Source organism: Maribacter arenosus (assembly GCF_014610845.1).
Lineage (GTDB): Bacteria > Bacteroidota > Bacteroidia > Flavobacteriales > Flavobacteriaceae > Maribacter_A > Maribacter_A arenosus.
Genome location: NZ_JABTCG010000001.1, coordinates 117,215 through 142,328, shown reverse-complemented (window position 1 = coordinate 142,328; position 25,114 = coordinate 117,215). Strand labels below are relative to the sequence as shown.

Here is a 25,114-nt window from a genome sequence, read left to right as displayed (position 1 = left end):
CTTCAAAAGATCGTTAGGCATTGAAAAGTGCCCTGCCCTTCATTAAACCATTAACTTCACCCTTGACCTGCGTAATGATTTCCTCGTTTTCGGGATTGGTAAGTACGCGGTCCACCAAGTCCACAATGGTTTTCATTTCGTTCTCTTTTAAGCCCCTTGTCGTTATCGCAGCGGTACCGAAACGTATACCCGATGTTACAAACGGTGATTTGTCATCAAAAGGAACCATATTCTTGTTTGCGGTAATATCGGCCTTGACCAATACTTTTTCTGCATCCTTTCCAGTGATTCCCTTATTGCGCAGATCGATCAACATCATATGGTTGTCGGTTCCTCCAGAAATTATATTATATCCTTTGGCAACGAATGCAACGGCCATAGCTGCGGCGTTTTTCTTCACCTGGAGCATATAGTTCAAATATTCATCGGTCAATGCCTCACCGAAAGCGATCGCCTTGGCCGCGATGATATGCTCTAACGGTCCGCCTTGATTACCGGGAAAAACGGCTAAATCGAGTAGCGCGGACATTTTCCTTAGATTTCCGTTCTTTAATCGAATTCCAAAAGGATTATCAAAATCCTGTCCCATAAGAATCAATCCTCCCCTAGGTCCCCGTAAGGTTTTATGCGTGGTCGTCGTTACAACATGGCAATGGGGAATAGGGTCATTAAGAATTCCCTTAGCGATCAGCCCTGCAGGATGTGCGATATCGGCCATTAAAATGGCATCAACACTATCCGCGATTTGGCGAAAACGTTTAAAATCCATATCACGTGAGTAAGCTGAAGCCCCTGCGATGATCAGATTAGGTTTTTCCTTTAAGGCAATTTCCTGAATGGTATCATAATTTAACACGCCTGTTTCCGCATCTACCCCATAAAAAACCGGATTATATAACTTACCCGAAAAATTTACAGGCGATCCGTGGGTCAAATGACCACCGTGCGAAAGATCAAACCCCAAAATCTTATCACCCGGTTTCAAAAATGCATGGTAAACGGCAGCATTGGCCTGTGAACCGGAATGAGGCTGTACATTGGCATATGCCGCACCGAATAATTCCTTGGCCCTATCTATCGCAATCTGCTCAACCTGATCTACCACTTCGCACCCCCCATAATATCTTTTTCCTGGATATCCCTCGGCATATTTGTTGGTAAGTACCGAACCGGCAGCTTCCATAACTTGAGGGCTAGTGAAGTTCTCGGAAGCAATAAGCTCAATTCCATTCAGTTGCCTTTCTTCCTCAGCTTTTATTAAGTCAAAAATGAGTTGATCGCGTTGCATATGTGCTGTTCTGTTAAATGAACGGTAAAAATACAAATTGCCAGTTGGTTATTCATGGAAAATAATATATTTGATATGGAATTTATCAAATATAAATTAACAATTAAAATATGTCGATACCTGCAAACGATCCCGCTAAAAAAACTTGGATACCTACTCCTGACCAAACTGACTTTCCAATACAAAATATTCCCTTTGGGGTATTTTTGACCCGGGATGATATTATCACCATAGGTACGCGTATCGGTGACACGGCCATAGATTTAGGCGCGATGCATCAATTGGGTTATTTCGATGGAATTCCGCTGACCGATGATATCTTTCTTCAAGACACCTTGAACGACTTTATCTCGGACGGGCAAAAAACTTGGCGTTTGGTACGTAATCGTATCAGTGAGGTATTTGATATTGGAAACGATACCTTAAAAAACAATGACGCCCATAAAAGCATTATACTCTTTGCACTGAATGAGATTGAAATGCAATTACCCGTCCAAATTGGTGATTATACCGATTTTTATTCGAGTAGAGAACATGCAACCAACGTAGGTAGTATGTTTCGTGACCCTGAAAATGCCTTATTGCCCAATTGGCTACATCTTCCTGTAGCATACCATGGAAGAAGTTCTACGATTATCCCAAGTGGGGTACCTATTTATAGACCAATAGGTCAAACCTTGCCCAAAGAAGCGGAAAAACCTGTTTTTGGGCCATCTAGATTAGTCGATTTTGAATTGGAAATGGCTTTTATCACCACAGATGCCAATAAGATGGGAGAACCTATCCCCGTTGCAAAGGCAGAAGAGTATATCTTTGGTGTAGTATTATTCAATGACTGGAGTGCCCGAGATATACAAAAATGGGAATATGTACCTTTGGGTCCCTTCCTGGCCAAAAATTTTGCCTCTTCAATGTCGCCTTGGATAGTAACCCTAGATGCTTTAAAACCTTTTAGATGCAAAGGTCCGAAACAGGAACCGGCACCCCTGCCCTATCTAACGCTTGATGGCAATCATAGTTTTGATATCGACCTGGAAGTCGATATTGTTACGGCTGAAGGGATATCTACGACCGTTTCGAAATCGAATTTCAAGTATATGTATTGGTCCATGGCACAGCAATTGGCACACCATACCGTAAATGGTTGTAAAGTGAATAGTGGTGATTTGATGGGCAGTGGAACCATTTCTGGACCAACACCTGATTCTTATGGATCTATGTTGGAACTTGCCTGGCAAGGAACAAAGCCTATAACCCTTAATGACGGTAGTAAACGAACATTTATTGAAGACAATGATACGGTCGTTTTTCGGGGTTTTTGTAAAAAAAGCGGGCAACGCATCGGTTTTGGTGAGGTCTCTACCAAATTACTACCTGTATTTAAGGCCAAAACAAAAATATAATCCTAAAAAAGCTTTTTTCATCGAGACAATACGATAGTTTGTCGTTTTACGTTATCTACAAAGACAGTTTTGGCACGAGTGTTGAAAATGTACTACTCAACGGTAAATTTAAATGTCATGAGAAAAGTTTTACTATTAAGCGGAATCATATTTTTACTAATCTCCTGTGGTGGGGTAAAAAAGACCCAAAAGGCAATAAACACGGGTAATTACTTGAACGCTATAAACCATTCGGTTCAGAAATTATCGGAAAATAAGGACAAAAAAGGGAACCAAACCTATGTCCAATTGTTGGAAGAAGCCTATCAAAAACATATTGAAAGGGAATTGGAACAAATTTCTTATCTGCGAAAAGATGGGAATCCCGCAAATCTTGAAGCGATTTATAATGGGTATAAAAACCTTGATCGAATTCAAGAAACCATAAAGCCTTTGTTGCCTTTACAGCTCTACACTGAGAATAGAAATGCCAAATTCTCTTTTGCCAACTATGATAATAACATCATTTCAGCCAAAGAAGAGCTTTCTTCATATTTATATGACAATGCTGTGAACCTTTTAAACACGGCTTCCAATAAGTGGGATTATAGAGAGTCCTTTGATGATTTTGTTTATTTGAATGAGATTAACCCGAATTATGCCGATAGCAAATCAAAAATGGAAGAGGCCTATAAAAAGGGGCAAGACTATGTACGGGTCGATATGGTCAATACAACCGATAAGATTATCCCTGAAAAACTTGAAGAGGAGTTGTTGAATTTCAACACCTTCGGGCTCGAAGATACATGGACCAAATACCACACAAATCATCTATCCGACATCGAATATGATTATGATATGCGTATTGAGTTAAGGGAAATCAACATATCCCCCGAACAAGTGAACGAAAAACAGATCATAAAGGAGAAGCAGATAAAAGACGGACAAAAATATCTTTTGGATAATGATGGAAATGTGGTCAAAGACAGCTTAGGAAATAAGATAAAGGTAGATAAGTTCAAAACGGTTAAATGCAATTTCTATCAATTTACACAATTCAAAACGGCACAAGTGACCGGATTGGTAAGTTTTCAGGATTTGGAGACCCAACAGCAGTTGAACTCCTATCCCTTATCGAGTGAATTTGTTTTTGAGCATGTCTACGCGAATTACGACGGTGATAAAAGGGCCTTGGACAATGACTTGGTTTCCTTGCTCAATTTAGCAGCCGTACCCTTCCCTACCAATGAACAAATGGTTTATGATGCCGGGGAGGATTTAAAAAATCGATTAAAAGGAATTCTCACGAATCATAGATTCAATTAAAAATAAAACCCTGACAATGTCAGGGTTTTTTTATTGATATGTGTTAAGATCTAAAGCATTGATGCTCCCATGTGAGGCATCGGCCACCAGCATCCCATTACGAATGATCAGTAATTGTGGCGATTGGTGCATTACCTTGAATTTATAGCTCGTTTCATTGGAAACCTCCCTATAGCTATGCAAATCCAAATAGTAAAGTCCAAACTGATCTTCCGAAAAATTATAATTCGCACTAAAGGTATTCATCACCATTCTGCTAATCCCGCAAGTGGTAGAATGCTTAAAGATAATTTGGGTCTTATGGTTTGAGTCTTCCATTATTTGATCTAATTGATGAACGGCGACCAATGGTCGCCAAGGCACTTTATTAGGCTCTTTTTTAGGTTGATCTTTCCTTTTACCAAATAGGTTTTTGAATAATCCCATGTTTTATTTTTAAGTCTAAGTCGTATTTTGCTAAATTCCTTACTACTGCCGAAATGTCTTGTTGTTTAAAGGTTTTTCCGACATTTTGTCTGCTTAATTCGCTTGGTAAGGTTATTGTCCTTAAGGAATCAAAAGTAATCCATAACTTGAAAATACAACACGTATGAACTTTAATAATTTTACCATAAAATCACAGGAAGCCGTTCAGCTTGCCCAGCAAATTGCGCAAGAAAGAGGGCATCAACAGATAGAGAATGAGCATATTTTCAAAGCGATTACACAAAGCGATGAGAATGTGTTGCCATTCATCTTAAAGAAATTGAATGTCAATATCGGTTTATTGAATCAGATATTAGATAAGGAATTGGAAAGTTTTCCAAAAGTTTCGGGTGGGGAAATCATGGTTTCTAGAGAAGCTGGCAAAACCCTTACCGAAGCCGGCATCATTGCCAAGAAAATGGAAGATGAGTTTATTTCCATAGAGCATCTGGTATTGGCTATCCTTAAATCGAAGAGTAAGATCGCGCAGATCCTTAAAGATCAAGGGGTAACGGAAAAGGATTTAAAGAATGCTATAGAAGAACTTCGTAAAGGTGGAAAGGTTACCTCACAGAGTGCCGAAGAAACCTATAATTCACTTGAAAAATATGCCCGTAATCTAAATAAAATGGCCGATAGTGGTAAACTGGACCCCGTAATTGGGCGTGATGAGGAAATCCGGCGCATTTTACAGATCCTATCCCGAAGAACTAAGAACAACCCAATGTTGGTCGGGGAACCCGGAGTGGGTAAAACGGCAATCGCAGAAGGATTGGCACATCGGATCATTCAGGGTGATATACCCGAAAACCTAAAGGATAAAGTCATTTATTCCTTGGATATGGGTGCACTTATTGCCGGGGCCAAATACAAAGGTGAATTTGAAGAACGACTTAAGGCCGTAATTAAAGAGGTGACCTCTTCCGATGGAAATATCGTACTATTTATCGATGAAATACATACCCTGGTGGGCGCCGGCGGTGGTCAAGGCGCCATGGATGCCGCCAATATTCTGAAGCCAGCCCTAGCAAGAGGTGAGCTACGGGCCATTGGGGCGACAACCTTAGACGAATACCAAAAATATTTTGAAAAGGACAAAGCCTTGGAAAGAAGGTTCCAAAAGGTGATGGTCGATGAGCCCGATACAGAAAGTGCCATTTCAATACTAAGGGGAATTAAAGAAAAGTATGAGGCGCACCACAAAGTACAGATCAAGGATGAAGCTGTCATTGCCGCCGTAGAGCTTTCACAAAGGTACATCACCAATCGATTCTTACCGGATAAGGCGATTGACCTTATGGATGAGGCTGCATCGAAGCTTCGTATGGAAATAAATTCAAAACCGGAGGAATTGGATGTTCTAGACAGAAAGATCATGCAGCTTGAAATTGAGATAGAAGCCATTAAGCGTGAGGATGATCAGGCAAAACTGAAAATACTGAATGTGGACTTGGCCAACATAAAGGAAAAACGCAATGAGATCTTTGCAAAATGGGAAAGTGAAAAAACAGTGGTCGATTCTATCCAGAAAGTGAAAAATGACATTGAAGACTTTAAATTGGAAGCCGAACGTGCCGAACGTAGCGGAGATTACGGTAAAGTCGCGGAATTGCGTTATGGCAAGATAAAGGAAGCCCAGGAAAAGTTGGATGCCTTACAAAAGGAAATGATCGAACAACAGAAAGGCGGTACCCTTATCAAGGAAGAAGTCACAAATGAGGACATTGCAGAGGTCGTTGCTAAATGGACAGGCATACCTGTCGCCAAGATGTTGCAAAGCGAAAGGGAGAAATTGTTGAAACTCGAGGCAGTTCTTCACAAACGCGTCGTTGGTCAGGACGAAGCCATACAGGCCGTTTCCGATGCCATACGAAGAAGCCGAGCCGGGCTCCAAGATGCTAAAAAACCCATTGGATCATTCCTGTTCTTAGGTACCACAGGAGTTGGTAAAACCGAGCTTGCTAAAACCCTTGCAGCTTATTTGTTCGATGATGAAAATGCGATGACCCGAATAGACATGAGCGAATACCAAGAGCGTCATGCGGTGAGTAGGTTGGTCGGGGCACCTCCAGGATATGTTGGTTACGATGAAGGGGGACAACTTACCGAAGCTGTTAGAAGAAGGCCATATTCGGTTGTTTTATTGGATGAAATTGAAAAAGCACACCCCGATACCTTCAATATTCTATTACAGGTATTAGATGAAGGTCGACTTACGGATAATAAAGGTCGGGTTGCCGATTTCAAGAATACCATTATTATCATGACCAGTAATATGGGAAGCCATATTATTCAAGAAAAATTCGAGAACAACAAGGATATCTATAGCGCTTCTGAAGCGGCAAGGGTCGAGGTTCTTGGCCTATTGCGAAAAACAATCCGTCCCGAATTTCTGAATAGGATCGATGATATCATCATGTTTACGCCGTTAAGTAGGGAGGATATTACCGAAATTGTACTGCTTCAGATGGAACTATTGAAAAAAATGTTGGACAAACAACATATCACGATAGATGCCACCAATGAGGCCATTGCTTATCTTGCCAATAAAGGTTATGACCCGCAATACGGGGCAAGACCAATAAAAAGGGTAATCCAGAAAGAAGTATTGAACAACTTGTCCAAAGAGCTTCTAAGCGGTAACATTAAAGCGGATAGCATTGTATTGATAGATTCATTTGATGACCAACTCGTCTTTAGAAATCAAAGCGAATTGGTAAACTAAATAATTTCTTTCCTAAAAAAGGGCCCTGATCAAAAGATTAGGGCCCTTTTTTTATCAACAATATATACCATACAGTATATAAATTTTTTATATTCGTAGAAAATAGCTGTACCATGACATCAAAAGCTGAACGAACCACTGCTTTTATTATTGAAACCGTTGCCCCCGTTTTTATTAAGCACGGTTATGTAGGTACAAGCATGAGCGACCTAACTGAAGCTACAGGTTTAACAAAAGGTGCCCTATATGGCAATTTTGAAAACAAGGAAGCCTTGGCATTGGCAGCGTACGAATACAGCATCAATAAATTGCTCATGGCTATTGACGAACGTTTAGAAATAGAAGGTGATTCTTTGGATAAATTATTCTCACTTACCAAGTTTTATCGGAATTATGATGTTTTCACTCAAGAACTCGGAGGTTGCCCCGTATTGAATATGGGCGTTGATGCACAGGACAATAACAAACTTTTGGCTGCGGCTGCCAGCGAAACTATCAAGACCATAGAAGGCAAAATCGCACTTGTTTTGGAAAAGGGAGTAAATAACAACGAACTTCATTTACCTGTTACACCCCTACAGTTCGCAAAACAGTTCTATACCATGTTACAAGGCGCGGTCGCTATGAATACCATTACCAGAGATCGCAAATATCTCATGAATACCGTTGCCTATCTGGAAGTTTTAGTGAAAAATGAAATCAAGAAATAGTCCAAAATTTTATTTCGGCACTACACGATAGATCCATGTCTTTTCCTGGTATTTCCCATCGAACTTGCTATCCCTTGCTTTTCGCGCCTCGCCCATGGTATCATAACGATTCAAATAAACATAATTGAAGTTATTCTTACTCCTAAGAAACGATTTGGGCTGAAGGCCTTTTTTCGTAAGATCAGCCATAAAGGCATCAAAATATCTTTTGGTACCAAAGACATTGGCGATGAGATAATACCCTGGTTTAAGCCCATCCTCACCAACAACCTCTTCGTATTTCTCACCGGCTTTGGGCTTATCTTCCTTGGTCTGCTGGGCCACTTGCTCCAACGTTTCCTTTTCTTTGGCCGCAATTTCAGCAGCGCTTTGGGCATCTTTTAAAGAATCGGTTTTTCGCTGAAGGGCTTTTCGTTGTGCATCGGCCAATAGTTCGGCTTCCTTAGCTTTATTGACGGAATCGAGTTTTATTTTATCTAATTGGGTTTTTTCTAAGGCCAATGCGCGCTCTTTATCAGCTAAAGCGATAGAATCCATTCGTCTCTGTCGCTCTAAACGGGCGTAAGACTCTTCTTCAAGCTTTTTGGCGTTATTAATGGAGTCCGTTCTACGCTTTTGTTCATTGCGTAACTCAGCGGCAATGGCAGTCTCTTTCTTAACCATGGCCAAAGAATCCTTCGTCCTTTTGCGTTGGGCTTTGTCGATTTCCTTTGCTTGCTGTTTCATAGCCAATAATTCCGCCTTGGTCAGTTCTTCCGGGGCATCTTCTACCTTGGCTATTTCCTCCAATTCTTTCTCTTCCTCCTCTTCATCCACATCAAATCCAACGACTTTTTTCCTGGGGTCAAACGTGCCGAAATCATACGCTGTTACCAGCTCAAAAGTAGGATCTTTTCCTTTCAAATCGGAATTTGTTCCAAACTCTACCAACGCACCGATCGAAAATCGTTTCATTATCCTGGCCCCACCACCAAATCCAATTCCATAGAAACTGTTGTATCCAGCTTGGGCCCAGAATGTATTTGTGGACAAAAACCCACTGACCCCAACTTGAGTGTCAAATCCTGGAATCGATTTTATATAGAGCATTGGTCGTAGAACCGAGGTACTATCAGACATCGATAAGGAAACAGGAATATCATATGAAGCCGTTCCCAAGTATATCTTCTCATTATTTGCTGTATGGGCTTCTTTCTCGCTCATGTTGTAATCGAACATATTTTCCGAGGTTAGGCCAATTCGAAGTCCGTCATAGGTAAATTGTATGCCTGGAGCGAATTGAAGAATGAAATCATTGGTCGTCGAGAACAACGGTAATTCTATTTGTGGATCCCCCTGAAACGGATTCCCTGAGAACTCCTGTTGGTATCCAAATAAGTTCAATCCAAACGTAAGGCTCATGCGATCGTTTAATAAAAATCGATAGGCGTAGTTCAATACCCCACCCGTATTCAGATACAGATCAGTATTGTGCTGATAAAAACCTGCCCCAATCGAAGAGGAGCTATTTAATTTACCGGTATAATTCAAAAAAAAAGTAGTAGGATCGCCATCGATCATCTGCCATTGCCAACGTGTCCAAATTCCAAACGACTGGGTGTTCGCATAATTGACCGATAAGGCGGGATTGAAAATACTGGAGTTGGAATCCGTAAGGTTATGCTGCCTCAAATCCAAAGGAAGTCCATCGTTTTGCGCGTGCAGTGCCCACCCTAACAATAAAATAAGTAGAGACAGTTTGTATTTTATCATATGCAAAAAAACGAAAAACCATGGGTTTTACATACTATTTTAGGGTATTTTTAGTTAGATTAAAAGAAAAGTTTCAAACAAATGAACTACTGCCCATGAAGGTTTTTAAATCAATACTCATTTTTGTTTTCATATTGGGTTTATTAGGTTGTGAGGAAGAACCCAAAATAGCCGACACCGTATCGACGTTTTATTTTATAAGACATGCCGAAAAAGACAGGTCTGACAGCGAAAATATTGATCCGGAATTAACGCAAAAAGGTTTAGGACGGGCCATGCATTGGGCTGAAATCTTGGACGAAGTGCCTATTGATGCTATTTATAGTACAGACTATGAAAGAACCCAAATGACAGCCGCCCCAATGGCGGTGAAAAAAAACCTTACCGTTCAAATCTATGACCCAAGGCTTATTGACATAGAACAATTCAAGGCCGAAAACCTCAACAAAAAAGTATTCATCGTGGGTCACAGCAATTCAACCCCCGAATTTGTAAATAAAATGATCGGTCAGGATAAATATGGGCTAATTGATGACCACCAAAATGGGAGTTTGTTCATCGTGGAAATCATAAATGGTATTGCCACCGATATGCGATTGAACTTTAATTGTAATTGCCCTGATTAACCTCGATTTGCTTTAAATCGATTTTCGATAATAATTCCAATTCCCCTTGAATATAGAGGCTGTCTATTTTATATAAAGATCGGGAATTCTCAATAGGCTTGAAATTTTTGTAATCGACAAAACGAATGCCGTTAACATAGTGCTCATTGTAAGCCTCCCTGAATCGTAATCCACCACCATCCACATGAAACTTATAAGCTAAAAAGTCAGGTTTCAATGTTTTGGTATTAAACCAATAAATATATACATCGTCATAATCTTCCCCACCGTTTTCCTGGTCAAAGGTTACCTTTATTTTGTAGTACTCTTTATTATTTATGCTTATTTTCCCTAGATACTTTTTATTGACAGCAGGATCATTCAGGCCATAGGGTAAATAGGCGAAATAATGCACTGAATTGACTGAGTTGCCGTAAGCAATGGCTAAAGAGTCCGGTATTGTGATCAATTGACCGTCGACATAGCGTTCAAAACCTTTTGAAGTCTTTACATCCACAATATTCAAGGAATCGTTCTCAAATATGCGCTTTAACAACTTTTGATTACCCTCATTTTCCTTTACATATTTTCGGTCCCTAAATTCAAAGGAAATGTTGCTAGTCTTATATAATTCCCCCCCACAAATCGCAATACTTTTATCGACTATTTGCTGGGCTGTAAGTCTTTTGCCATTTTCTTCCTTGCAGGAACTCGTTAGGACCAATAAGGAAATTATAAAAAAATATATTGTCTTTTTCATAGTACTGGGTTCGAAAATGTGCTTAGTACATTACAAATTACTGGGAAGATTTCCATTTTTAGGAAATTGTGGATAGGATTATTGTTGTTATTTTTGTGCAGCATGCAGAATAAGATCAATATTAAGAATAAAAAGGCTCGCTTTGAGTATGAGATTTTGGATAAATATACGGCCGGTATCGTATTATCCGGAACCGAAATAAAATCTATTCGCCAGAGTAAGGCCTCAATCACCGAAAGCTTTTGTGAATTCAATGAGCGTGGTGAACTATTTATCATAAACATGCAGATCGACGAGTACTCCCATGCATCCCATTTTAACCACAAACCAAAAGCCGAGCGTAAATTACTTTTAAGCAAACGCGAATTAAGAAAACTGCAAAAGGAGGTCGCTTCCAGTGGCCTTACTATCATTCCCTTGAATTTATTCTTAAACGATAGGGGTTTGGCAAAAATGAACATTGCCTTGGCGAAGGGGAAAAAGTTGTACGACAAACGAGAGACCATTAAAGACCGGGATAATAAGAGGGACTTAGATCGGATCAAAAAGAGTTTTAAAAGGTAAGTGCAATTTTCTCCAAAGCTCGGCCACTCTAGTTCTTATCCTGGAGAAGAGGTACGAACCGAAAGGCCCCTAGTTCTTTTTTTTCAAATTCCTTTTCAGATTTTCGAATATACAGGGTCATGATTTGTTCATTGAGTCCGACAGGGATTACTAGCCTCCCCCCTACCTTTAATTGGGATAACAGTGCCTTGGGTACTTCCGGTGCCCCAGCGGTAACGATGATACCATCAAAGGGAGCGATTTCGGGTAGCCCTTTATAACCGTCCCCAAAAATGACCTTCTTAGGGCGATACCCCATTTTCTTAAAAAACAGGTTCGTTTTTTTAAACAGCTCCAACTGCCTTTCTATCGTGTACACCTTTGCCTTTAACTGCAATAGAATGGCCGTTTGGTATCCGCTTCCCGTCCCGATTTCCAATATTAGATCTCCTGGCCTAACCTCCAACAATTCCGATTGGAAAGCAACTGTATAGGGTTGTGAAATGGTCTGATCGGCTGCGATGGGAAATGCTTTGTCTTGATAGGCGTGACCCTCAAAACCACTCTCCATGAACAAATGTCTGGGTACGGTACGTATGGCATCCAGGACTTTGCGGTCCACTATACCTTTGGCTTTTAATACATCAGCCAGTTTATTCCGCATTCCACGATGTTTAAGCGTATCTCTCAAGTGTAAATTCTAATAGTTTGGTATACATAGCGAAGTTAACAAAGTTAGACATAACAATTCATGTTCTTATCGCTCCTCGCACAAAACTTTTGAAGTTCAAAGTAAATAAACTACCAAACTATGTTTATTTTTGAAGAAAATAAGACCTATGCTTAAAGTCGGAGTCTTAGGAGCTGGACATTTAGGAAAAATACATCTTCGTCTTCTCAACGAATCCCCAAAATACGAATTGATCGGTTTTTATGACCCGGATGACATCATTGGCCAAAAGGTAGCTACTGAATTTGGTTATGTCCATTTTGAAAACATCAATGAACTTATTGAAGCCGTGGATGTTGTTGATATCGTCACCCCAACGCTTTCACATTATGATTGCGCCAAGAAAGCCATGGAAAAAGGGAAACATGTTTTTATCGAAAAACCGATTACGAATACCTTGGAGGAGGCCGAGGAATTATTGGTCTTGGAAGTGAAACACAGGGTAAAGGGACAAGTAGGCCATGTAGAAAGGTTCAATCCCGCCTTCAGTTCTGTAAAGGATAAGATACATAATCCCATGTTCATTGAGACACATAGATTGGCTGAGTTCAACCCTAGAGGTACCGATGTCCCTGTTGTATTGGATTTAATGATCCATGATATCGATGCGATTCTTAGTGTGGTCCATTCCGAGGTAAGGCAAATCAACGCCAGCGGTGTATCGGTAATCAGTAATTCACCCGATATCGCAAATGCGCGTATCGAATTCGAAAACGGATGCGTCGCGAATCTAACGGCCAGTAGGATATCCCTGAAAAACATGCGAAAATCAAGGTTCTTTCAACGCGACGCCTACATTTCGGTGGACTTTTTGGAGAAAAAGGTGGAGGTTGTAAAAATGAAGGATGCGCCCGAAACCCCAGGGGATTTTGACATGATTTTACAAAATGCCGAAGGAATTAAAAAGCAGATCTATTTTGAAAATCCGGACATAATAGCCAATAATGCCATTCTGGACGAATTGGAAACATTTGCAGATGCCATAAACAACGACACAACGCCGGTTGTAACCTTACAACAAGGAACACAAGCTTTGAAGGTCGCATTGCAGATAATAGCATCATTTTAGAAAAAAGTAAAAATGAAAAATATAGCGGTTATTGGTGCAGGTACAATGGGAAACGGAATAGCCCATGTTTTTGCCCAAAATGGGTATAAGGTGAATCTGATTGATATCTCGAAGGAATCACTGGAAAAAGGAATGGCCACCATTACCAGGAATTTGGATCGGATGCTCGCCAAAGAAAAGATCAAGGCAGAAGATAAAGTACATACACTAAAAAATATAACGACTTTTACTGAGCTATCAAAAGGAGTGTCAGGCACTGATCTGGTGATAGAGGCAGCTACGGAACAATTGGATATAAAATTGGATCTCTTTAAGGAATTGGACGCTGTAACCGGACCAGACACCATTTTAGCTACCAATACCTCCTCAATATCGATAACCCAAATTGCGGCTGCAACTGAAAAACCTAAAAAGGTAATCGGCATGCATTTTATGAATCCAGTCCCCATAATGGGGCTTGTAGAGATCATTCGTGGTTACAATACCTCTGATGGGACCACAAAGATCATTATGGATCTTTCTAAAAAATTGGGCAAGACACCGACCGAGGTAAATGATTATCCGGGATTTGTGGCCAATAGGATTTTGATGCCGATGATCAATGAAGCTATTGAAACCTTGTACAATGGTGTGGCAGGTGTCGAGGAAATCGATACCGTAATGAAATTGGGTATGGCCCATCCTATGGGTCCATTGCAACTAGCGGATTTTATAGGGTTGGATGTTTGCCTTTCTATCCTCAATGTGATGCACAATGGTTTCAAAAATCCAAAATATGCACCCTGCCCCCTATTAGTAAATATGGTTATGGCCAAAAAACTGGGAATAAAATCTGGAGAAGGTTTCTATGACTATTCTAACTCCAAGAAGGCCGAAATGGTCGCTGCGCAATTCAAATAACATATATGGCGATAATTAAACCTTTTAAGGCGATACGACCTACCAAGGACAAAGTATCATTGGTGACCTCAAGGTCTTATCAAGATTATTCAAAAAATGAATTGGAGGCCGTAATGCGTTATAATCCTTTTTCGTTTTTACATATCATAAACCCTGGATATAAGTTTTCGAAAAAAGTCGCGGGTGAAGAGCGATTCAACATGGTGCATAATCGCTATCTGGAGTTTTTAGAGGGAAATATTTTCTTGAAAGATAGCAAGGATAGCTTTTATATGTACCAGATTGAAAAGAACAAGTTCAAGTGCTGTGGTTTTTTTTGTGCCGCAAGTGTCCAGGATTATCGTGACGATGTCATCAAAAAACATGAAGATACGATAAGCCAAAGAGAGCAATTGTTCGCAAAATATCTTAAAACGGTTGGTTTCAACGCCGAGCCTGTCTTGATTACCTATGCCAATAATAATTCCATAGAGGCTATCATCGACCAAGAAAAGCAAAAAGTACCTGAATACTTTTTTACGACACCCGATAGGGTAAAACATACGCTTTGGGTCATTTCAGATGATGAGGCAATACATCAATTGACCCGCGAATTTGCCAAAATGGAATCATTATATATCGCTGATGGCCATCATCGGAGCGCATCTTCCAATTTATTGGCCAATATTTTTAAAATTGGCAATTCTGACCATACCGGTGAAGAACCCTATAATTATTTTATGTGTTACATGATTCCAGAGTCAGAAATAAAAATCTATGAATTCAATCGCTTGGTCAAGGATTTGAACAGAAACACGAAAGAGGAATTCTTGGTTCGCTTAGATGCTATGTTTCGAATAGAAAATAAAGGCAGTGTGCTCTATAAACCAACGAAGAAACATCATTTTGGCATGTATCTGGATGGGGACTTTTATTCCCTCTTCCTCAGAAAAAAAGTGTATAATTTTACGGATGTCTTGAGTAAACTCGATACCCAAATACTTTATAAAACCATATTGGAACCAATTCTTGGCATCAAGGATTTACGCTCTGACAAACGAATAACATATGGTTTCGGCAAGCATAATGTCATACACATGAAAGATGAGATCGATAAAGGAAAATTCAAGGTCGGGTTTAGTTTAGTTCCGCTAAAAATAGATGAAATAAAGGCCATTGCCGATGCAGGATTGGTAATGCCCCCAAAAAGCACATATATTGAACCAAAACTACGAAGTGGTATGGCCATTTATGAATTTTGACTTCAAGATCCATATCACTAGCGTCCAAAAGAAAAAAGAAAACAATCTATATGATTCAAAATCATACCGGCTAAATTATTAATTCAAGGGATTAAGATCCTTAAACATATAACCTTGCAAGTCAAGATATGTCAATAAAAACAAATCTAGATTCCATAAAACGCACATTACCTGATCATGTTACCTTGGTCGCTGTTTCAAAAACAAAGCCAACGGGGAGTATCATGGAGGCCTATCACAATGGACAAAAGGTATTCGGGGAGAATAAAATCCAGGAAATGACCGAAAAATGGGAAGCTTTGCCCAAAAATATCGAATGGCATATGATTGGCCATGTTCAGCGAAACAAGGTAAAGTATATGGCCGAATTCGTTTCTCTGATCCATGGTGTGGATAGTTTAAAGTTATTGAAGGAAATAAACAAACAAGCCAAAAAATACAATCGTATGATACCTTGTCTTTTACAGATTCATATTGCTGAGGAAAACACGAAATTCGGTTTGGACAAGGCGGAGTTGATGACCCTTATCGATTCTTTGGAATTCAAGGAGCTCGGCAACGTGAAGATTGAAGGTCTCATGGGAATGGCCACATATACTTCCGATGAAGGCCAAATCAGAAAAGAATTCAAATTTTTAAAATCGATATTCGACGATCTTCAGAGCTCATTACCCCATATTTCCGTTTTATCCATGGGGATGAGCGGTGACTATAAGATTGCCATTGAAGAAGGGAGTACCATGGTACGCATAGGAAGTAGTATCTTTGGGGAGAGAAATAATTCCTATTGATCTCATTTATACTTTTTGGGTTGTAGCTAAAATCAATGATTGTATACCCGGATAAAGGCTTTTTTGAGCATTGAAGTAGGTCTACGGAAAGTAAGTAAAAAAAGGAATATTAAGGATCAATTTTTAGCCAATTGAAAAAGTTTAAACAAGTTCATAAATAAAAAAGAGTGTAGGCGATTGATGTATACGATACTGGACATAGAAACGACGGGAGGAAAATACAACGAAGAGGGTATCACGGAAATAGCCATCCATAAATTTGATGGGCACAAGGTAGTCGATAAGTTCATCAGCCTTATAAATCCTGAAAAAGAAATTCAACCTTTTGTTGCCAATTTAACAGGTATCAATAATAAAATGCTCAGGACGGCTCCCAAATTTCATGAGGTGGCAAAACGAATTGTGGAAATTACCGAAGATGCTGTCCTTGTGGCGCATAATGCCCAATTCGACTATAGGATCTTACGGACTGAATTTAGGCGTTTGGGATATAATTTTGAACGCAAGACCTTATGTACCGTAGACCTTTCAAAGAATCTATTGCCCGATGCCGAATCGTACAGCTTGGGAAAATTGGTGCGATCCTTGGGGATACCCATGAGTGATCGTCATAGAGCCAATGGGGACGCGATAGCTACGCTTAAGCTATTTAAATTATTATTGGCCAAGGATACGCAAAAAACGATAATCAAGGAAGTGGTTCGGGAAGAAACCCATGGGGAACTTTCCCAAAGACAACTGGATATCGTTGAACAAATGCCTTCTGAAACAGGTGTATATTATATGCACGATAAAAAGGGAGAGATCCTCTTTCTTGGTAAAAGTACCGATATTAAAAAGCGTGTAAACCAACATTTCACTTCAAATGGTGACAAAGCCAGACAGCTTCAAAAAGAAACTAAATCGATTACTTTCGAAAAAACCGGGAGTGAGCTGGTGGCCTTACTGAAAGAGCATGAAGAGCTCCTAAAAAACAAACCTAAATATAATCCCAATTCAAGAAAAAAACGGCTACAGGCACTTTACCTAAATATGAATGTCAACGGATACCAAACCTTTGAGATCGCACCTCAGAAAAAGGTTGGGAATTATGTTACCTCTTTTAACAGCCATCTTTCGGCATCGAACTTTGTACAGAGAATCACGGAAGAGTTCCAGCTTTGTGCCAAACTGAATGGAATGCAGATTACCAAGGAACCGTGCGAACTGTATCATCAAGGTCAATGCGTAGGAGCTTGTATCGGCAAGGTATCCCCATCGGAATACAACCAAAGGATAATGAAGGTACTAGAGAAATACAGCATTGTCGATAAGACCCTGCTGATTATTGATAAAGGGCGTGAAATTGGGGAATACAGCGCCATTCTAATAAAAAAAGGGACTTTTCAGGGATGCGGGTATTATGACCTTAACCATCAGATCAATAATATTCATATCTTGGAATCAATTATCACCCCGATGATCAGCGATGCCACAACAAACCACATCATCGATTCTTATCTAAGAAAAAAAAGAGTTAAAAAAATAATCGATTTTAATACCTAAGTTTTGAGTACCGAAAAAAAGAATAGGAATTGGCGAGCAGTGCTCCATGAAGTCATTTATGGGACTCATACGCGAACAGGTAAAATGTTCGATATTATCCTGTTGATCGTAATTCTATATAGTATTATCATTGTAATGCTCGAAAGTGTCCCAAGATTTGACAATAAATTCCATAATTTCTTCAATATCTCGGAATGGGTAGTAACCATTCTTTTTACCATAGAGTACATTTTAAGATTGGTCTGTATAAAAAAACCCAGCAAATACATATTCAGTTTTTTCGGGATAATCGACTTACTTTCTACCATTCCCAAATATCTTACGTTCTTCTTCCTACAGTCACAATATCTAACCGCATTTAGGGCACTTCGCTTGTTAAGGGTGTTCCGGATCCTTAAACTCGTACGTTTTGTTGGCGAATCCCACAATCTAGCAAGATCTATTATAGCGAGCAAGACTAAAATCTTTGTTTTCATATTTTTTATGCTTATTATATCAGTTCTATTGGGGACTATCATGTATTTGGTTGAAGGTCCTACGCATGGCTTCAATAGTATTCCGCATAGTATTTATTGGACTATTGTAACCTTGACCACGGTTGGTTATGGTGATATTTCGCCAGAAACGCCATTAGGGCAGTTTATCGCTACCTTTATCATGATTATCGGTTACGGAATCATTGCCGTACCCACAGGAATTGTCTCCGCAGAATATGCCACCACATTGAAAAGTACCAAACACCAGGACAAAGGACGTTCTTGTCCCAATTGCAGTGCTGAAATTTATCGTCTAGATGCCGAATATTGCAGAAAATGCGGTCATAAATTAACTGAGGAATAGTGAAATCTAAAATGCTCATTTCTGTGGTTGGGCCAACAGCAATCGGTAAAACAAGGTTGGCCATTACCCTAGCCAATCAATATGATACGGAAATTATTTCAGCAGATTCACGGCAGTTTTATAAAGAGTTACATATTGGCACTGCAGTACCGAGCATTGAGGAATTGAATGCCGCCCCCCATCACTTTATTCAAAACAAAAGTATTTATGATCATTATTCTGTTGGGGATTTCGAAAAGGAAGCCATGGTACTCTTAGCTAATTTATTCGAGACCCATGATAAAGTGATCCTAGTTGGTGGTAGTGGTCTTTTTGTAGATGCCGTGACTAAAGGTATGGATGATTTTCCAGATGTCCCCTCCCATTTTCGGGATGATTTGAATAAAACCTTGGAAAAAAAAGGGATTGATGTGCTGCAAGACCGATTGAAACATTTGGACAAGGATTATTATAACAAAGTGGATTTGGAAAACCCCCATCGTTTGATCCGAGCATTGGAAATCTGCTTGTCCACAGGCAAACCCTATTCATCGTTTTTGAGCAAAAAAACTATAAAAAGGCCATTTCACACGATTACCATAGGTTTAACGGCCGATCGTGAAATCATCTATGAAAGGATCAATCAACGGGTCGATGATATGATTGCAAACGGACTTTTAGAGGAAGCACAAAAAGTTTACCCACATAAGGAATTAAATGCCCTCCAAACAGTTGGCTATAGGGAACTTTTTAATTATTTCGATGGTAAATGGACCTTAGACTTTGCCATTGCAGAAATAAAGAAGAATACAAGGAGATTCGCAAAAAGACAATTGACTTGGTTTAAAAAAAATACAGACATCATGTGGTTTGATATTGATGATGACCCTCTAAAAATAATAAAGGAAGTCGATAAAATGATAATTACTTTGACAAATGAATAAAAAGCATATTTATATCATCATGGGAGTTTCAGGCTGTGGCAAGTCGACGATTGGGATGCTATTGGCTGAAGAATTGGGTATTCCTTTTTTTGATGGCGATGATTACCATCCAGAAGCCAATGTCACCAAAATGGCCAGTGGAAGAGCCCTTAATGATAAGGACAGGGAAGGCTGGTTACACGCCTTGAACGATCTTGCCCTTGAACATAAATCCTCAGGGGCGGTAATTGCATGCTCTGCTTTAAAAGAAAGCTACAGAATAGCTTTACGAAAAAATTTGGAAGATGAGATGGTCTTTGTTTACCTACAAGGTTCATTTTCTGAGATTTATGCGAGATTACAAGAACGAAAAGGACATTATATGCCGATTGAACTGTTGAAATCACAATTTGAAACGTTGGAAGAACCAAAAGACGCCATTGAGGTTTCCATAAATCACAGCCCCAAAGTCATAATAAATGAGATATTGAAAAAAATAGTATAAAAAAACCCTGACGAAACCGTCAGGGTCTTATTTTCTATAGCCAGAATGTCTTTTTATTCCGATTCGGTCTTAACGACCAACCTGAAGCCTTCCCCATGAATATTCAATATTTCCACGGTATCATCCCTTTTAAGGTATTTACGCAGCTTGGCTATATAAACATCCATACTTCTTGAAGTAAAATAATTATCGTCTCTCCAAATTTTGGTCAACGCCAGTTCCCTGGGCATTAAATCATTTTCATGCAATGCTAAAAGACGTAACAATTCATTTTCCTTGGGTGAAAGTTTTATGGCCTCTTCATCCTTATACTTTAAAAACCTTAATTTAGAATTCAAGTGGAATCCACCGATCTGAAATTCAAATTTCTTACTGTCTGCCAAGGTGCCGGAAGCTTTTCTTTGAATTATTGCTTTAAGCTTCATCAATAACACTTCTGAATCGAAAGGTTTGTTCAAATAATCGTCCGCACCTGCCTTATAGCCCTTAAGAACATCTTCTTTCATTGTTTTTGCCGTAAGAAAAATTATGGGGACATTTTCGTTTTTTTCCCTGATTTCCCGGGCAAGGGTGAATCCATCTTTATAAGGCATCATGACATCCAAAATACAAACATCATAATTGTCTTTCTTAAACTTCTCGAACCCCTCCATACCATTCTTAGCCAATGTAACATCAAAATTGTTCATTGACAGATAGTCCTTCAATACAATCCCGAAATTGGGATCATCTTCCACTAAAAGTATTTTCTTGTTTATTGTTTCCATAATTTTTTATATTAACGGCAGTTTAATATAGAAAGAGCTTCCCTTGCCTTTTTCGCTTTCTGCATAAACTTCACCTTGATGATCTTCTATTATTCTTTTTACATAGGCCAGACCTAATCCGTGCCCTTTAACATTGTGTATGTCCCCTGTGTGTTCCCTATAGAACTTTTCAAAAACTTTTTTTAGTACGGCTTTACTCATTCCCGCTCCTTGATCTTTTATTTCAATTATTATATTATTCTTTACCTCTTCGGTATATATATCGATTTTAGGGACCTCTGGCGAATATTTTATGGCATTATCCAAGATATTTACAAGAACATTCGTAAAATGCATCTCATTGGCCAGCACCTCTTTCCTATTTGCCTTTAAATGGGTTTCTATATACCCTCCCCTATCACCTACGATCAATTCAACGTGGGCGATCGCATCATGTATTATGTCGTGAACATCGACCCTATCCTTACTAATATCCAATTGGTTTTTCTCCAACTTTGATATACGAAGTACATTTTCTACCTGCGCATGCATTCTTTTGTTTTCATCGCGTATCATTTGAAGATAGCGCATCACTTTTTCCTTATCATCAATCACCTGAGGGTTCTTTATTGCCTCCACAGCCAGATTAATGGTTGCAATCGGTGTTTTGAATTCATGGGTCATATTATTGATAAAATCAGACTTGATTTCCGAAATCTGCTTTTGACGTATCAATTGATAAATGGCACTTGAATAGGCTATGATTATCACAAGTGTAAACAGAAGTGATAACGCCGCCATACCCAATATAGACCGTATCAAAAACCGCTTCTTTTTCGGAAAGGCAATCAACAACGTATAGTCCGAATTTCCTTCGGAATCCTTGAATATCAAGGATTTATAAGGTGTTGTATTTCGAAAACTGAATTTTCTTGATTTTACGGAAGTCGGTAAACCTCTGCTAGCAATACCATACTCATAATCCGTATTGATATTGCGATTGACCAATTCACGTTGCAACAGTAATTCAATTTCCTGTTTTGATACCCTGTTGTGTATAGGCACCCTTTTGGCAAACTCACCGAACATATCCTCGAATGCCGAAATCTCCATGGAAGTCAAGCCCCCTATCTTTTCGATTTTTTCTATGGGGGTAAACTTGCTCTGTCGACCATCAAATCCAATATCCTCCTTATAGGTCGCTTTTAAACGCCTGCTGGTATAATTTTTTATGGTCGTAGTGTCCTCACTAGAACCACTGTCAAAGAACGTTGATGCAATATTGTATTCCTCTTCCAAGATACCATGGGAATAATAATGTATCTCATCCGAACTAATATCTTGATCTATAAAAAAGAAGTTCTTAAAATGTGCACTCTTTAAATCCCCAATGCTATCTTTGATATTGACATACCTATCAAAATAATCATTGCGTTCCCTTCGAGTTATTTTATCGGCAACCCTGTCAAGCACCTCCGAAACACTATTCGAAAATTGGTCTTCTTTGTCATCGACAGATTTTTTTATCCAATATCCCTGTACAAAGATTATCCCTATTAATGAGAGGCTCATCAGAATGACCAATAGAACAAATAACCTCTTATTCATTTAACCGTAAATTTAAAGATTTAACAACTAGCTTTTTAACGTTTAACCTAACCTTAACAAAATTGTTAAAATTGCTCAAACCCCGCTAAGATCAAGTAGATGCTTATGGACTTCCTGTACTTTTAGCCTTGTTTCTTTCAATGAAATATTATCGATTACAAAGTCGGACAAGTCCTTTTTACGCTCATCGTCCCATTGGCTTCCCATACGGGCCAAAATCTCGGGTTGGGATACCTGATCGCGTTCCATGACCCTTTTCACGCGTATTTCCTTAGGCGCAGTGATCAACACAATCTTGTCATAGAAATCTTGAAGTCCGTTTTCGAAAATAATGGCTGATTCCTGAATTACATATGGCGATTTTTGTTTTTTGGTCCATTTAAGAAAATCCTTTCGCACCACAGGATGCACAATACCATTTAAACGGCCCAATAATTCCTTATTCTCGAATACCTTTTGTGCAATATACTTACGGTTCAACTTTTTGTCTACATAAGCCTCGTCCCCTAAAAGGGCCATAATGGCTGTTCGCACCTTCTTGGAGGATTGCATCAACTTTTTGGCTTCCTTGTCCGAATTGTAAACAGGCACGCTTAACTTTTTGAACATTTTTGCCACTGTGGATTTACCACTTCCTATATTACCTGTCAACGCAACGATCATCATTGGCTTTTCAATATATATTCGACCTGATTCTCACTCAATTCAGCACTATGTAGGTTCTCTGGCTTCTTCAGCAATTGTAAATTGATGGTCTTTGATGCATTGTCCTTTATCGAATTATAATCAGCAACCACCTCAAAACCCGTACTATCCAACTCTTTTAACTCTTCCAAGGAACCTTTGCAAAGCACTGGAACTACATCGGGAAAAGTTCTAATGGCATATCGTTTAGGCAGGTTGATCACTTTAATCGGGACATCGACCATCTTCTCTGAAAACCGTATTACCTTACCGTGAACAATAACCGTATTTTTTGAATAGGTGATGTTATCTGAATCCTGATTTTTGTACAATGCCAGCTCTTGTGAAAAGTCAGAGGTAGTATCTAGTAGATCGAACGATACCGTATTCACCCCATCTATGGTATCTAAAATACTTATCGGCCCTTTGATGGTCACCTCATTGGGCACTATAGTAAGCGGACCATCTAAAATATGATTTTGCGACAGCGTAACGTTCAATTTAGATTGTACAGGCACAACTTTGGTACCTAATCGTGTAAATTCAAAATACAGTGTGTCCCGATCGATCTCGATTAAAGTCATTGATCGCAGTTGTTTATCTATCTGCTTTCGATAAACACTTTGGGGAATAAAATACCTGCCTTTTACAAGCTCAACAGTAGACACATCCAGCTTAACTTCCTTATTCTTGAAATTAAATCCTAAAAATTGAAAACCAGTGGCCTCTATTTTTACATCGACCTGCTTTTTTGAAGTTTTGGTGAGTAAAAGACTATCTGGAATGTTTTCAAATTTTAAATCGAAGGTGGCGTTGTTGGTGTAGGTTTCAGAAAGATTGTTCAAAAACCAAATTAAGCTGGAGCATACCAAGAACATCAAAAACATTTTTGCTTTTCGTCTTTTAAGAATGCTTTTGATTTTTGGAATCACTTTCTGTAAATTCTAGTTGAAAAATAGTTTTGGAAACAATTCTTTCGGTTTCTTTTTGCTAAAATTAATCCAAAAGGTTGATTTAAGAAAACCAATGCCATAACCTAAAAATTGGACGCATACGGCAAATATAGAAAGAAAAGCTACCGATACATTTCTATTCTTTATCAATGAATCGATAAATACCAGCATAAAATACAGTAAATAGATACCCAGGGGAATGAAAATGTTTAAAACCATTAAAATTAAGGAAATCAAAAAACCTAAACAAAAAAGCGTAGGGAACCAATAGGTTATTTTCGCGGTTTCTGGATGCCATTTGTTCAAAATAGGGCGTACCAAACCAAACTTATTCACCTGGATAAAGAACTTGTGCCAATCGATCCGTCGTTTATGATAGACGAATGCCTTGGGTATCAATTTGGTTTCATATCCCTTATTCCAAATGCGTATGGTCAAATCGGGATCTTCCCCAGGATGGATTTTGCCATAACCCCCTACCTTTTCAAAAGCTTCCTTTGAAATCCCCATATTAAAACTACGAGGTTGGAATTTGTCGACGGCTGACGTACCACCTCGAATCCCCCCGGTAGACAATACCGAGGTCATCGCGTAATTAATAGCTTTCTGAACGTTGGAAAAAGAGGCATGTGCGGCATCTGGACCTCCAAAGCAATGAACAAAATTTTCATTTAAAGATTTTAAGACTTCCGTGAGGTACTGGGGAGGTAAGATGCAGTCTGAATCCAAAATAATAAAATAATTCCCTTTTGCACGGCGCATACCATAATTCCTCGAATCGCCAGGGCCTGAATTTGGTTTGTTGAAATAAGAAACGTGAAGCGTTCTATCGAACTGTGACACTACTTCTTTTGAGGAAATTTGAGAACCATCTTCAACAATAACAATCTCAAAATCTTTCTCCCCTTCTAGCATCAAAAAACTATCTAAGAGTTCTTTAACCTCGTCGGGGCGGTTATATACAGGAATTATAAAAGAAACATGTATTGTTTTCATTGGTCCTAACAAATGTAATTAAACCATACTATATATAATACTACGCCT

The 25,114-nt window shown here is 39.2% G+C and carries 24 protein-coding genes; 14 read left to right on the top strand and 10 right to left on the bottom strand.

Going from position 1 to position 25,114, the window contains the following annotated elements; all coding sequences use genetic code 11:
* Positions 1–13: 13 nt before the first annotated feature.
* Positions 14–1,288, bottom strand: a complete 1,275-nt coding sequence (gene glyA / locus HPE63_RS00690; RefSeq protein WP_188312308.1) for a serine hydroxymethyltransferase — start codon at positions 1,286–1,288, stop codon at positions 14–16.
* Positions 1,289–1,398: 110 nt separating this feature from the next.
* Here glyA and fahA point away from each other — a divergent pair, with 110 nt between their 5' ends.
* Entirely contained in the window at positions 1,399–2,691 is a 1,293-nt protein-coding gene (gene fahA, locus HPE63_RS00685) for a fumarylacetoacetase (RefSeq protein WP_188312307.1), read from the top strand.
* A 117-nt stretch (positions 2,692–2,808) separates the two neighbouring features.
* Positions 2,809–3,996, top strand: coding sequence for a hypothetical protein (locus HPE63_RS00680; protein WP_188312306.1), 1,188 nt, complete (start codon positions 2,809–2,811; stop codon positions 3,994–3,996).
* Between the two features lie 30 nt (positions 3,997–4,026).
* Here the strand turns inward: HPE63_RS00680 and ytxJ are convergent, their stop codons facing one another.
* A complete protein-coding gene (gene ytxJ, locus HPE63_RS00675) occupies positions 4,027–4,422 on the bottom strand; it encodes a bacillithiol system redox-active protein YtxJ (protein ID WP_188312305.1) in 396 nt (131 codons plus the stop codon).
* Positions 4,423–4,585: 163 nt separating this feature from the next.
* Between ytxJ and clpB the strand changes: the two genes are divergently transcribed.
* Both clpB and HPE63_RS00665 read left to right on the top strand, forming a co-directional pair.
* A complete protein-coding gene (gene clpB, locus HPE63_RS00670; protein ID WP_188312304.1) occupies positions 4,586–7,186 on the top strand; it encodes an ATP-dependent chaperone ClpB in 2,601 nt (866 codons plus the stop codon).
* Between the two features lie 113 nt (positions 7,187–7,299).
* Positions 7,300–7,896, top strand: coding sequence for a TetR/AcrR family transcriptional regulator (locus HPE63_RS00665; RefSeq protein ID WP_188312303.1), 597 nt, complete (start codon positions 7,300–7,302; stop codon positions 7,894–7,896).
* A 9-nt stretch (positions 7,897–7,905) separates the two neighbouring features.
* Here the strand turns inward: HPE63_RS00665 and HPE63_RS00660 are convergent, their stop codons facing one another.
* On the bottom strand, positions 7,906–9,648 hold the full coding sequence (locus HPE63_RS00660; protein ID WP_188312302.1) for a PorP/SprF family type IX secretion system membrane protein: 1,743 nt from the start codon (positions 9,646–9,648) through the stop codon (positions 7,906–7,908).
* A 20-nt stretch (positions 9,649–9,668) separates the two neighbouring features.
* Here HPE63_RS00660 and HPE63_RS00655 point away from each other — a divergent pair, with 20 nt between their 5' ends.
* Entirely contained in the window at positions 9,669–10,274 is a 606-nt protein-coding gene (locus HPE63_RS00655) for a SixA phosphatase family protein (RefSeq protein ID WP_223198006.1), read from the top strand.
* On the opposite strand, the gene HPE63_RS00650 is transcribed toward HPE63_RS00655, so the two are convergent.
* Positions 10,252–11,013 (bottom strand): DUF6503 family protein, encoded by a 762-nt coding sequence (locus tag HPE63_RS00650; protein ID WP_188312301.1) that lies wholly within the window; start codon positions 11,011–11,013, stop codon positions 10,252–10,254. The genes HPE63_RS00655 and HPE63_RS00650 overlap by 23 nt on opposite strands.
* Before the next feature lie 102 nt (positions 11,014–11,115).
* On the opposite strand from HPE63_RS00650, the gene smpB reads away from it, so the two are divergent.
* Positions 11,116–11,577 (top strand): SsrA-binding protein SmpB, encoded by a 462-nt coding sequence (gene smpB / locus HPE63_RS00645; RefSeq protein ID WP_188312300.1) that lies wholly within the window; start codon positions 11,116–11,118, stop codon positions 11,575–11,577.
* Positions 11,578–11,605: 28 nt separating this feature from the next.
* On the opposite strand, the gene HPE63_RS00640 is transcribed toward smpB, so the two are convergent.
* Entirely contained in the window at positions 11,606–12,247 is a 642-nt protein-coding gene (locus HPE63_RS00640) for a protein-L-isoaspartate(D-aspartate) O-methyltransferase (RefSeq protein WP_188312299.1), read from the bottom strand.
* A gap of 148 nt (positions 12,248–12,395) precedes the next feature.
* On the opposite strand from HPE63_RS00640, the gene HPE63_RS00635 reads away from it, so the two are divergent.
* The 8 genes from HPE63_RS00635 to HPE63_RS00600 all read left to right on the top strand — a co-directional run bounded on the left by HPE63_RS00635 (position 12,396) and on the right by HPE63_RS00600 (position 20,079).
* Complete coding sequence (locus HPE63_RS00635; protein ID WP_188313123.1) at positions 12,396–13,355, top strand: Gfo/Idh/MocA family protein; 960 nt, start codon at positions 12,396–12,398, stop codon at positions 13,353–13,355.
* A 12-nt stretch (positions 13,356–13,367) separates the two neighbouring features.
* Entirely contained in the window at positions 13,368–14,255 is an 888-nt protein-coding gene (locus HPE63_RS00630; RefSeq protein ID WP_188312298.1) for a 3-hydroxyacyl-CoA dehydrogenase family protein, read from the top strand.
* 5 nt (positions 14,256–14,260) lie between these two features.
* Positions 14,261–15,496 (top strand): DUF1015 domain-containing protein, encoded by a 1,236-nt coding sequence (locus HPE63_RS00625; RefSeq protein WP_188312297.1) that lies wholly within the window; start codon positions 14,261–14,263, stop codon positions 15,494–15,496.
* A gap of 128 nt (positions 15,497–15,624) precedes the next feature.
* Positions 15,625–16,287, top strand: coding sequence for a YggS family pyridoxal phosphate-dependent enzyme (locus HPE63_RS00620; RefSeq protein WP_188312296.1), 663 nt, complete (start codon positions 15,625–15,627; stop codon positions 16,285–16,287).
* A 180-nt stretch (positions 16,288–16,467) separates the two neighbouring features.
* The gene (locus HPE63_RS00615; RefSeq protein WP_188312295.1) at positions 16,468–17,832 is read left to right on the top strand and encodes an exonuclease domain-containing protein; all 1,365 of its coding nucleotides are present in this window, start codon (positions 16,468–16,470) and stop codon (positions 17,830–17,832) included.
* A gap of 3 nt (positions 17,833–17,835) precedes the next feature.
* Positions 17,836–18,672 carry an ion transporter gene (locus tag HPE63_RS00610; protein ID WP_223198005.1) on the top strand — a complete coding sequence of 279 codons (837 nt, stop codon included), beginning with the start codon at positions 17,836–17,838 and terminating at the stop codon, positions 18,670–18,672.
* Positions 18,672–19,595 carry a tRNA (adenosine(37)-N6)-dimethylallyltransferase MiaA gene (gene miaA / locus HPE63_RS00605; RefSeq protein ID WP_317172882.1) on the top strand — a complete coding sequence of 308 codons (924 nt, stop codon included), beginning with the start codon at positions 18,672–18,674 and terminating at the stop codon, positions 19,593–19,595. The genes HPE63_RS00610 and miaA overlap by 1 nt, the downstream gene beginning before the upstream one ends.
* The gene (locus HPE63_RS00600) at positions 19,588–20,079 is read left to right on the top strand and encodes a gluconokinase (protein WP_188312294.1); all 492 of its coding nucleotides are present in this window, start codon (positions 19,588–19,590) and stop codon (positions 20,077–20,079) included. Before miaA ends, HPE63_RS00600 begins: the two co-directional genes overlap by 8 nt.
* A gap of 53 nt (positions 20,080–20,132) precedes the next feature.
* On the opposite strand, the gene HPE63_RS00595 is transcribed toward HPE63_RS00600, so the two are convergent.
* The 5 genes from HPE63_RS00595 to HPE63_RS00575 all read right to left on the bottom strand — a co-directional run bounded on the left by HPE63_RS00595 (position 20,133) and on the right by HPE63_RS00575 (position 25,066).
* A complete protein-coding gene (locus HPE63_RS00595; protein ID WP_188312293.1) occupies positions 20,133–20,846 on the bottom strand; it encodes a response regulator transcription factor in 714 nt (237 codons plus the stop codon).
* 6 nt (positions 20,847–20,852) lie between these two features.
* Complete coding sequence (locus tag HPE63_RS00590; RefSeq protein ID WP_188312292.1) at positions 20,853–22,433, bottom strand: sensor histidine kinase; 1,581 nt, start codon at positions 22,431–22,433, stop codon at positions 20,853–20,855.
* Positions 22,434–22,508: 75 nt separating this feature from the next.
* Entirely contained in the window at positions 22,509–23,099 is a 591-nt protein-coding gene (gene coaE / locus HPE63_RS00585) for a dephospho-CoA kinase (RefSeq protein WP_188312291.1), read from the bottom strand.
* Positions 23,096–23,995 carry a YbbR-like domain-containing protein gene (locus tag HPE63_RS00580; protein WP_188312290.1) on the bottom strand — a complete coding sequence of 300 codons (900 nt, stop codon included), beginning with the start codon at positions 23,993–23,995 and terminating at the stop codon, positions 23,096–23,098. Before HPE63_RS00580 ends, coaE begins: the two co-directional genes overlap by 4 nt.
* A gap of 66 nt (positions 23,996–24,061) precedes the next feature.
* Entirely contained in the window at positions 24,062–25,066 is a 1,005-nt protein-coding gene (locus tag HPE63_RS00575) for a glycosyltransferase (protein WP_188312289.1), read from the bottom strand.
* Positions 25,067–25,114 lie beyond the last annotated feature (48 nt).

Excerpts from the sequence above, each read along its gene's own strand:
- HPE63_RS00575 (WP_188312289.1), bottom strand. The coding sequence starts at position 25,066 with ATGAAAACAATACATGTTTCTTTTATAATTCCTGTATATAACCGCCCC.
- HPE63_RS00635 (WP_188313123.1), top strand. The coding sequence starts at position 12,396 with ATGCTTAAAGTCGGAGTCTTAGGAGCTGGACATTTAGGAAAAATACAT.
- HPE63_RS00600 (WP_188312294.1), top strand. The coding sequence starts at position 19,588 with ATGAATAAAAAGCATATTTATATCATCATGGGAGTTTCAGGCTGTGGC.
- HPE63_RS00650 (WP_188312301.1), bottom strand. The coding sequence starts at position 11,013 with ATGAAAAAGACAATATATTTTTTTATAATTTCCTTATTGGTCCTAACG.
- HPE63_RS00615 (WP_188312295.1), top strand. The coding sequence starts at position 16,468 with ATGTATACGATACTGGACATAGAAACGACGGGAGGAAAATACAACGAA.
- HPE63_RS00595 (WP_188312293.1), bottom strand. The coding sequence starts at position 20,846 with ATGGAAACAATAAACAAGAAAATACTTTTAGTGGAAGATGATCCCAAT.
- HPE63_RS00660 (WP_188312302.1), bottom strand. The coding sequence starts at position 9,648 with ATGATAAAATACAAACTGTCTCTACTTATTTTATTGTTAGGGTGGGCA.
- coaE (WP_188312291.1), bottom strand. The coding sequence starts at position 23,099 with ATGATGATCGTTGCGTTGACAGGTAATATAGGAAGTGGTAAATCCACA.
- fahA (WP_188312307.1), top strand. The coding sequence starts at position 1,399 with ATGTCGATACCTGCAAACGATCCCGCTAAAAAAACTTGGATACCTACT.
- clpB (WP_188312304.1), top strand. The coding sequence starts at position 4,586 with ATGAACTTTAATAATTTTACCATAAAATCACAGGAAGCCGTTCAGCTT.
- HPE63_RS00655 (WP_223198006.1), top strand. The coding sequence starts at position 9,669 with ATGGGTTTTACATACTATTTTAGGGTATTTTTAGTTAGATTAAAAGAA.
- HPE63_RS00630 (WP_188312298.1), top strand. The coding sequence starts at position 13,368 with ATGAAAAATATAGCGGTTATTGGTGCAGGTACAATGGGAAACGGAATA.
- HPE63_RS00620 (WP_188312296.1), top strand. The coding sequence starts at position 15,625 with ATGTCAATAAAAACAAATCTAGATTCCATAAAACGCACATTACCTGAT.
- glyA (WP_188312308.1), bottom strand. The coding sequence starts at position 1,288 with ATGCAACGCGATCAACTCATTTTTGACTTAATAAAAGCTGAGGAAGAA.
- HPE63_RS00680 (WP_188312306.1), top strand. The coding sequence starts at position 2,809 with ATGAGAAAAGTTTTACTATTAAGCGGAATCATATTTTTACTAATCTCC.
- HPE63_RS00590 (WP_188312292.1), bottom strand. The coding sequence starts at position 22,433 with ATGAATAAGAGGTTATTTGTTCTATTGGTCATTCTGATGAGCCTCTCA.
- HPE63_RS00625 (WP_188312297.1), top strand. The coding sequence starts at position 14,261 with ATGGCGATAATTAAACCTTTTAAGGCGATACGACCTACCAAGGACAAA.
- ytxJ (WP_188312305.1), bottom strand. The coding sequence starts at position 4,422 with ATGGGATTATTCAAAAACCTATTTGGTAAAAGGAAAGATCAACCTAAA.
- smpB (WP_188312300.1), top strand. The coding sequence starts at position 11,116 with ATGCAGAATAAGATCAATATTAAGAATAAAAAGGCTCGCTTTGAGTAT.
- HPE63_RS00665 (WP_188312303.1), top strand. The coding sequence starts at position 7,300 with ATGACATCAAAAGCTGAACGAACCACTGCTTTTATTATTGAAACCGTT.
- HPE63_RS00580 (WP_188312290.1), bottom strand. The coding sequence starts at position 23,995 with ATGTTCTTGGTATGCTCCAGCTTAATTTGGTTTTTGAACAATCTTTCT.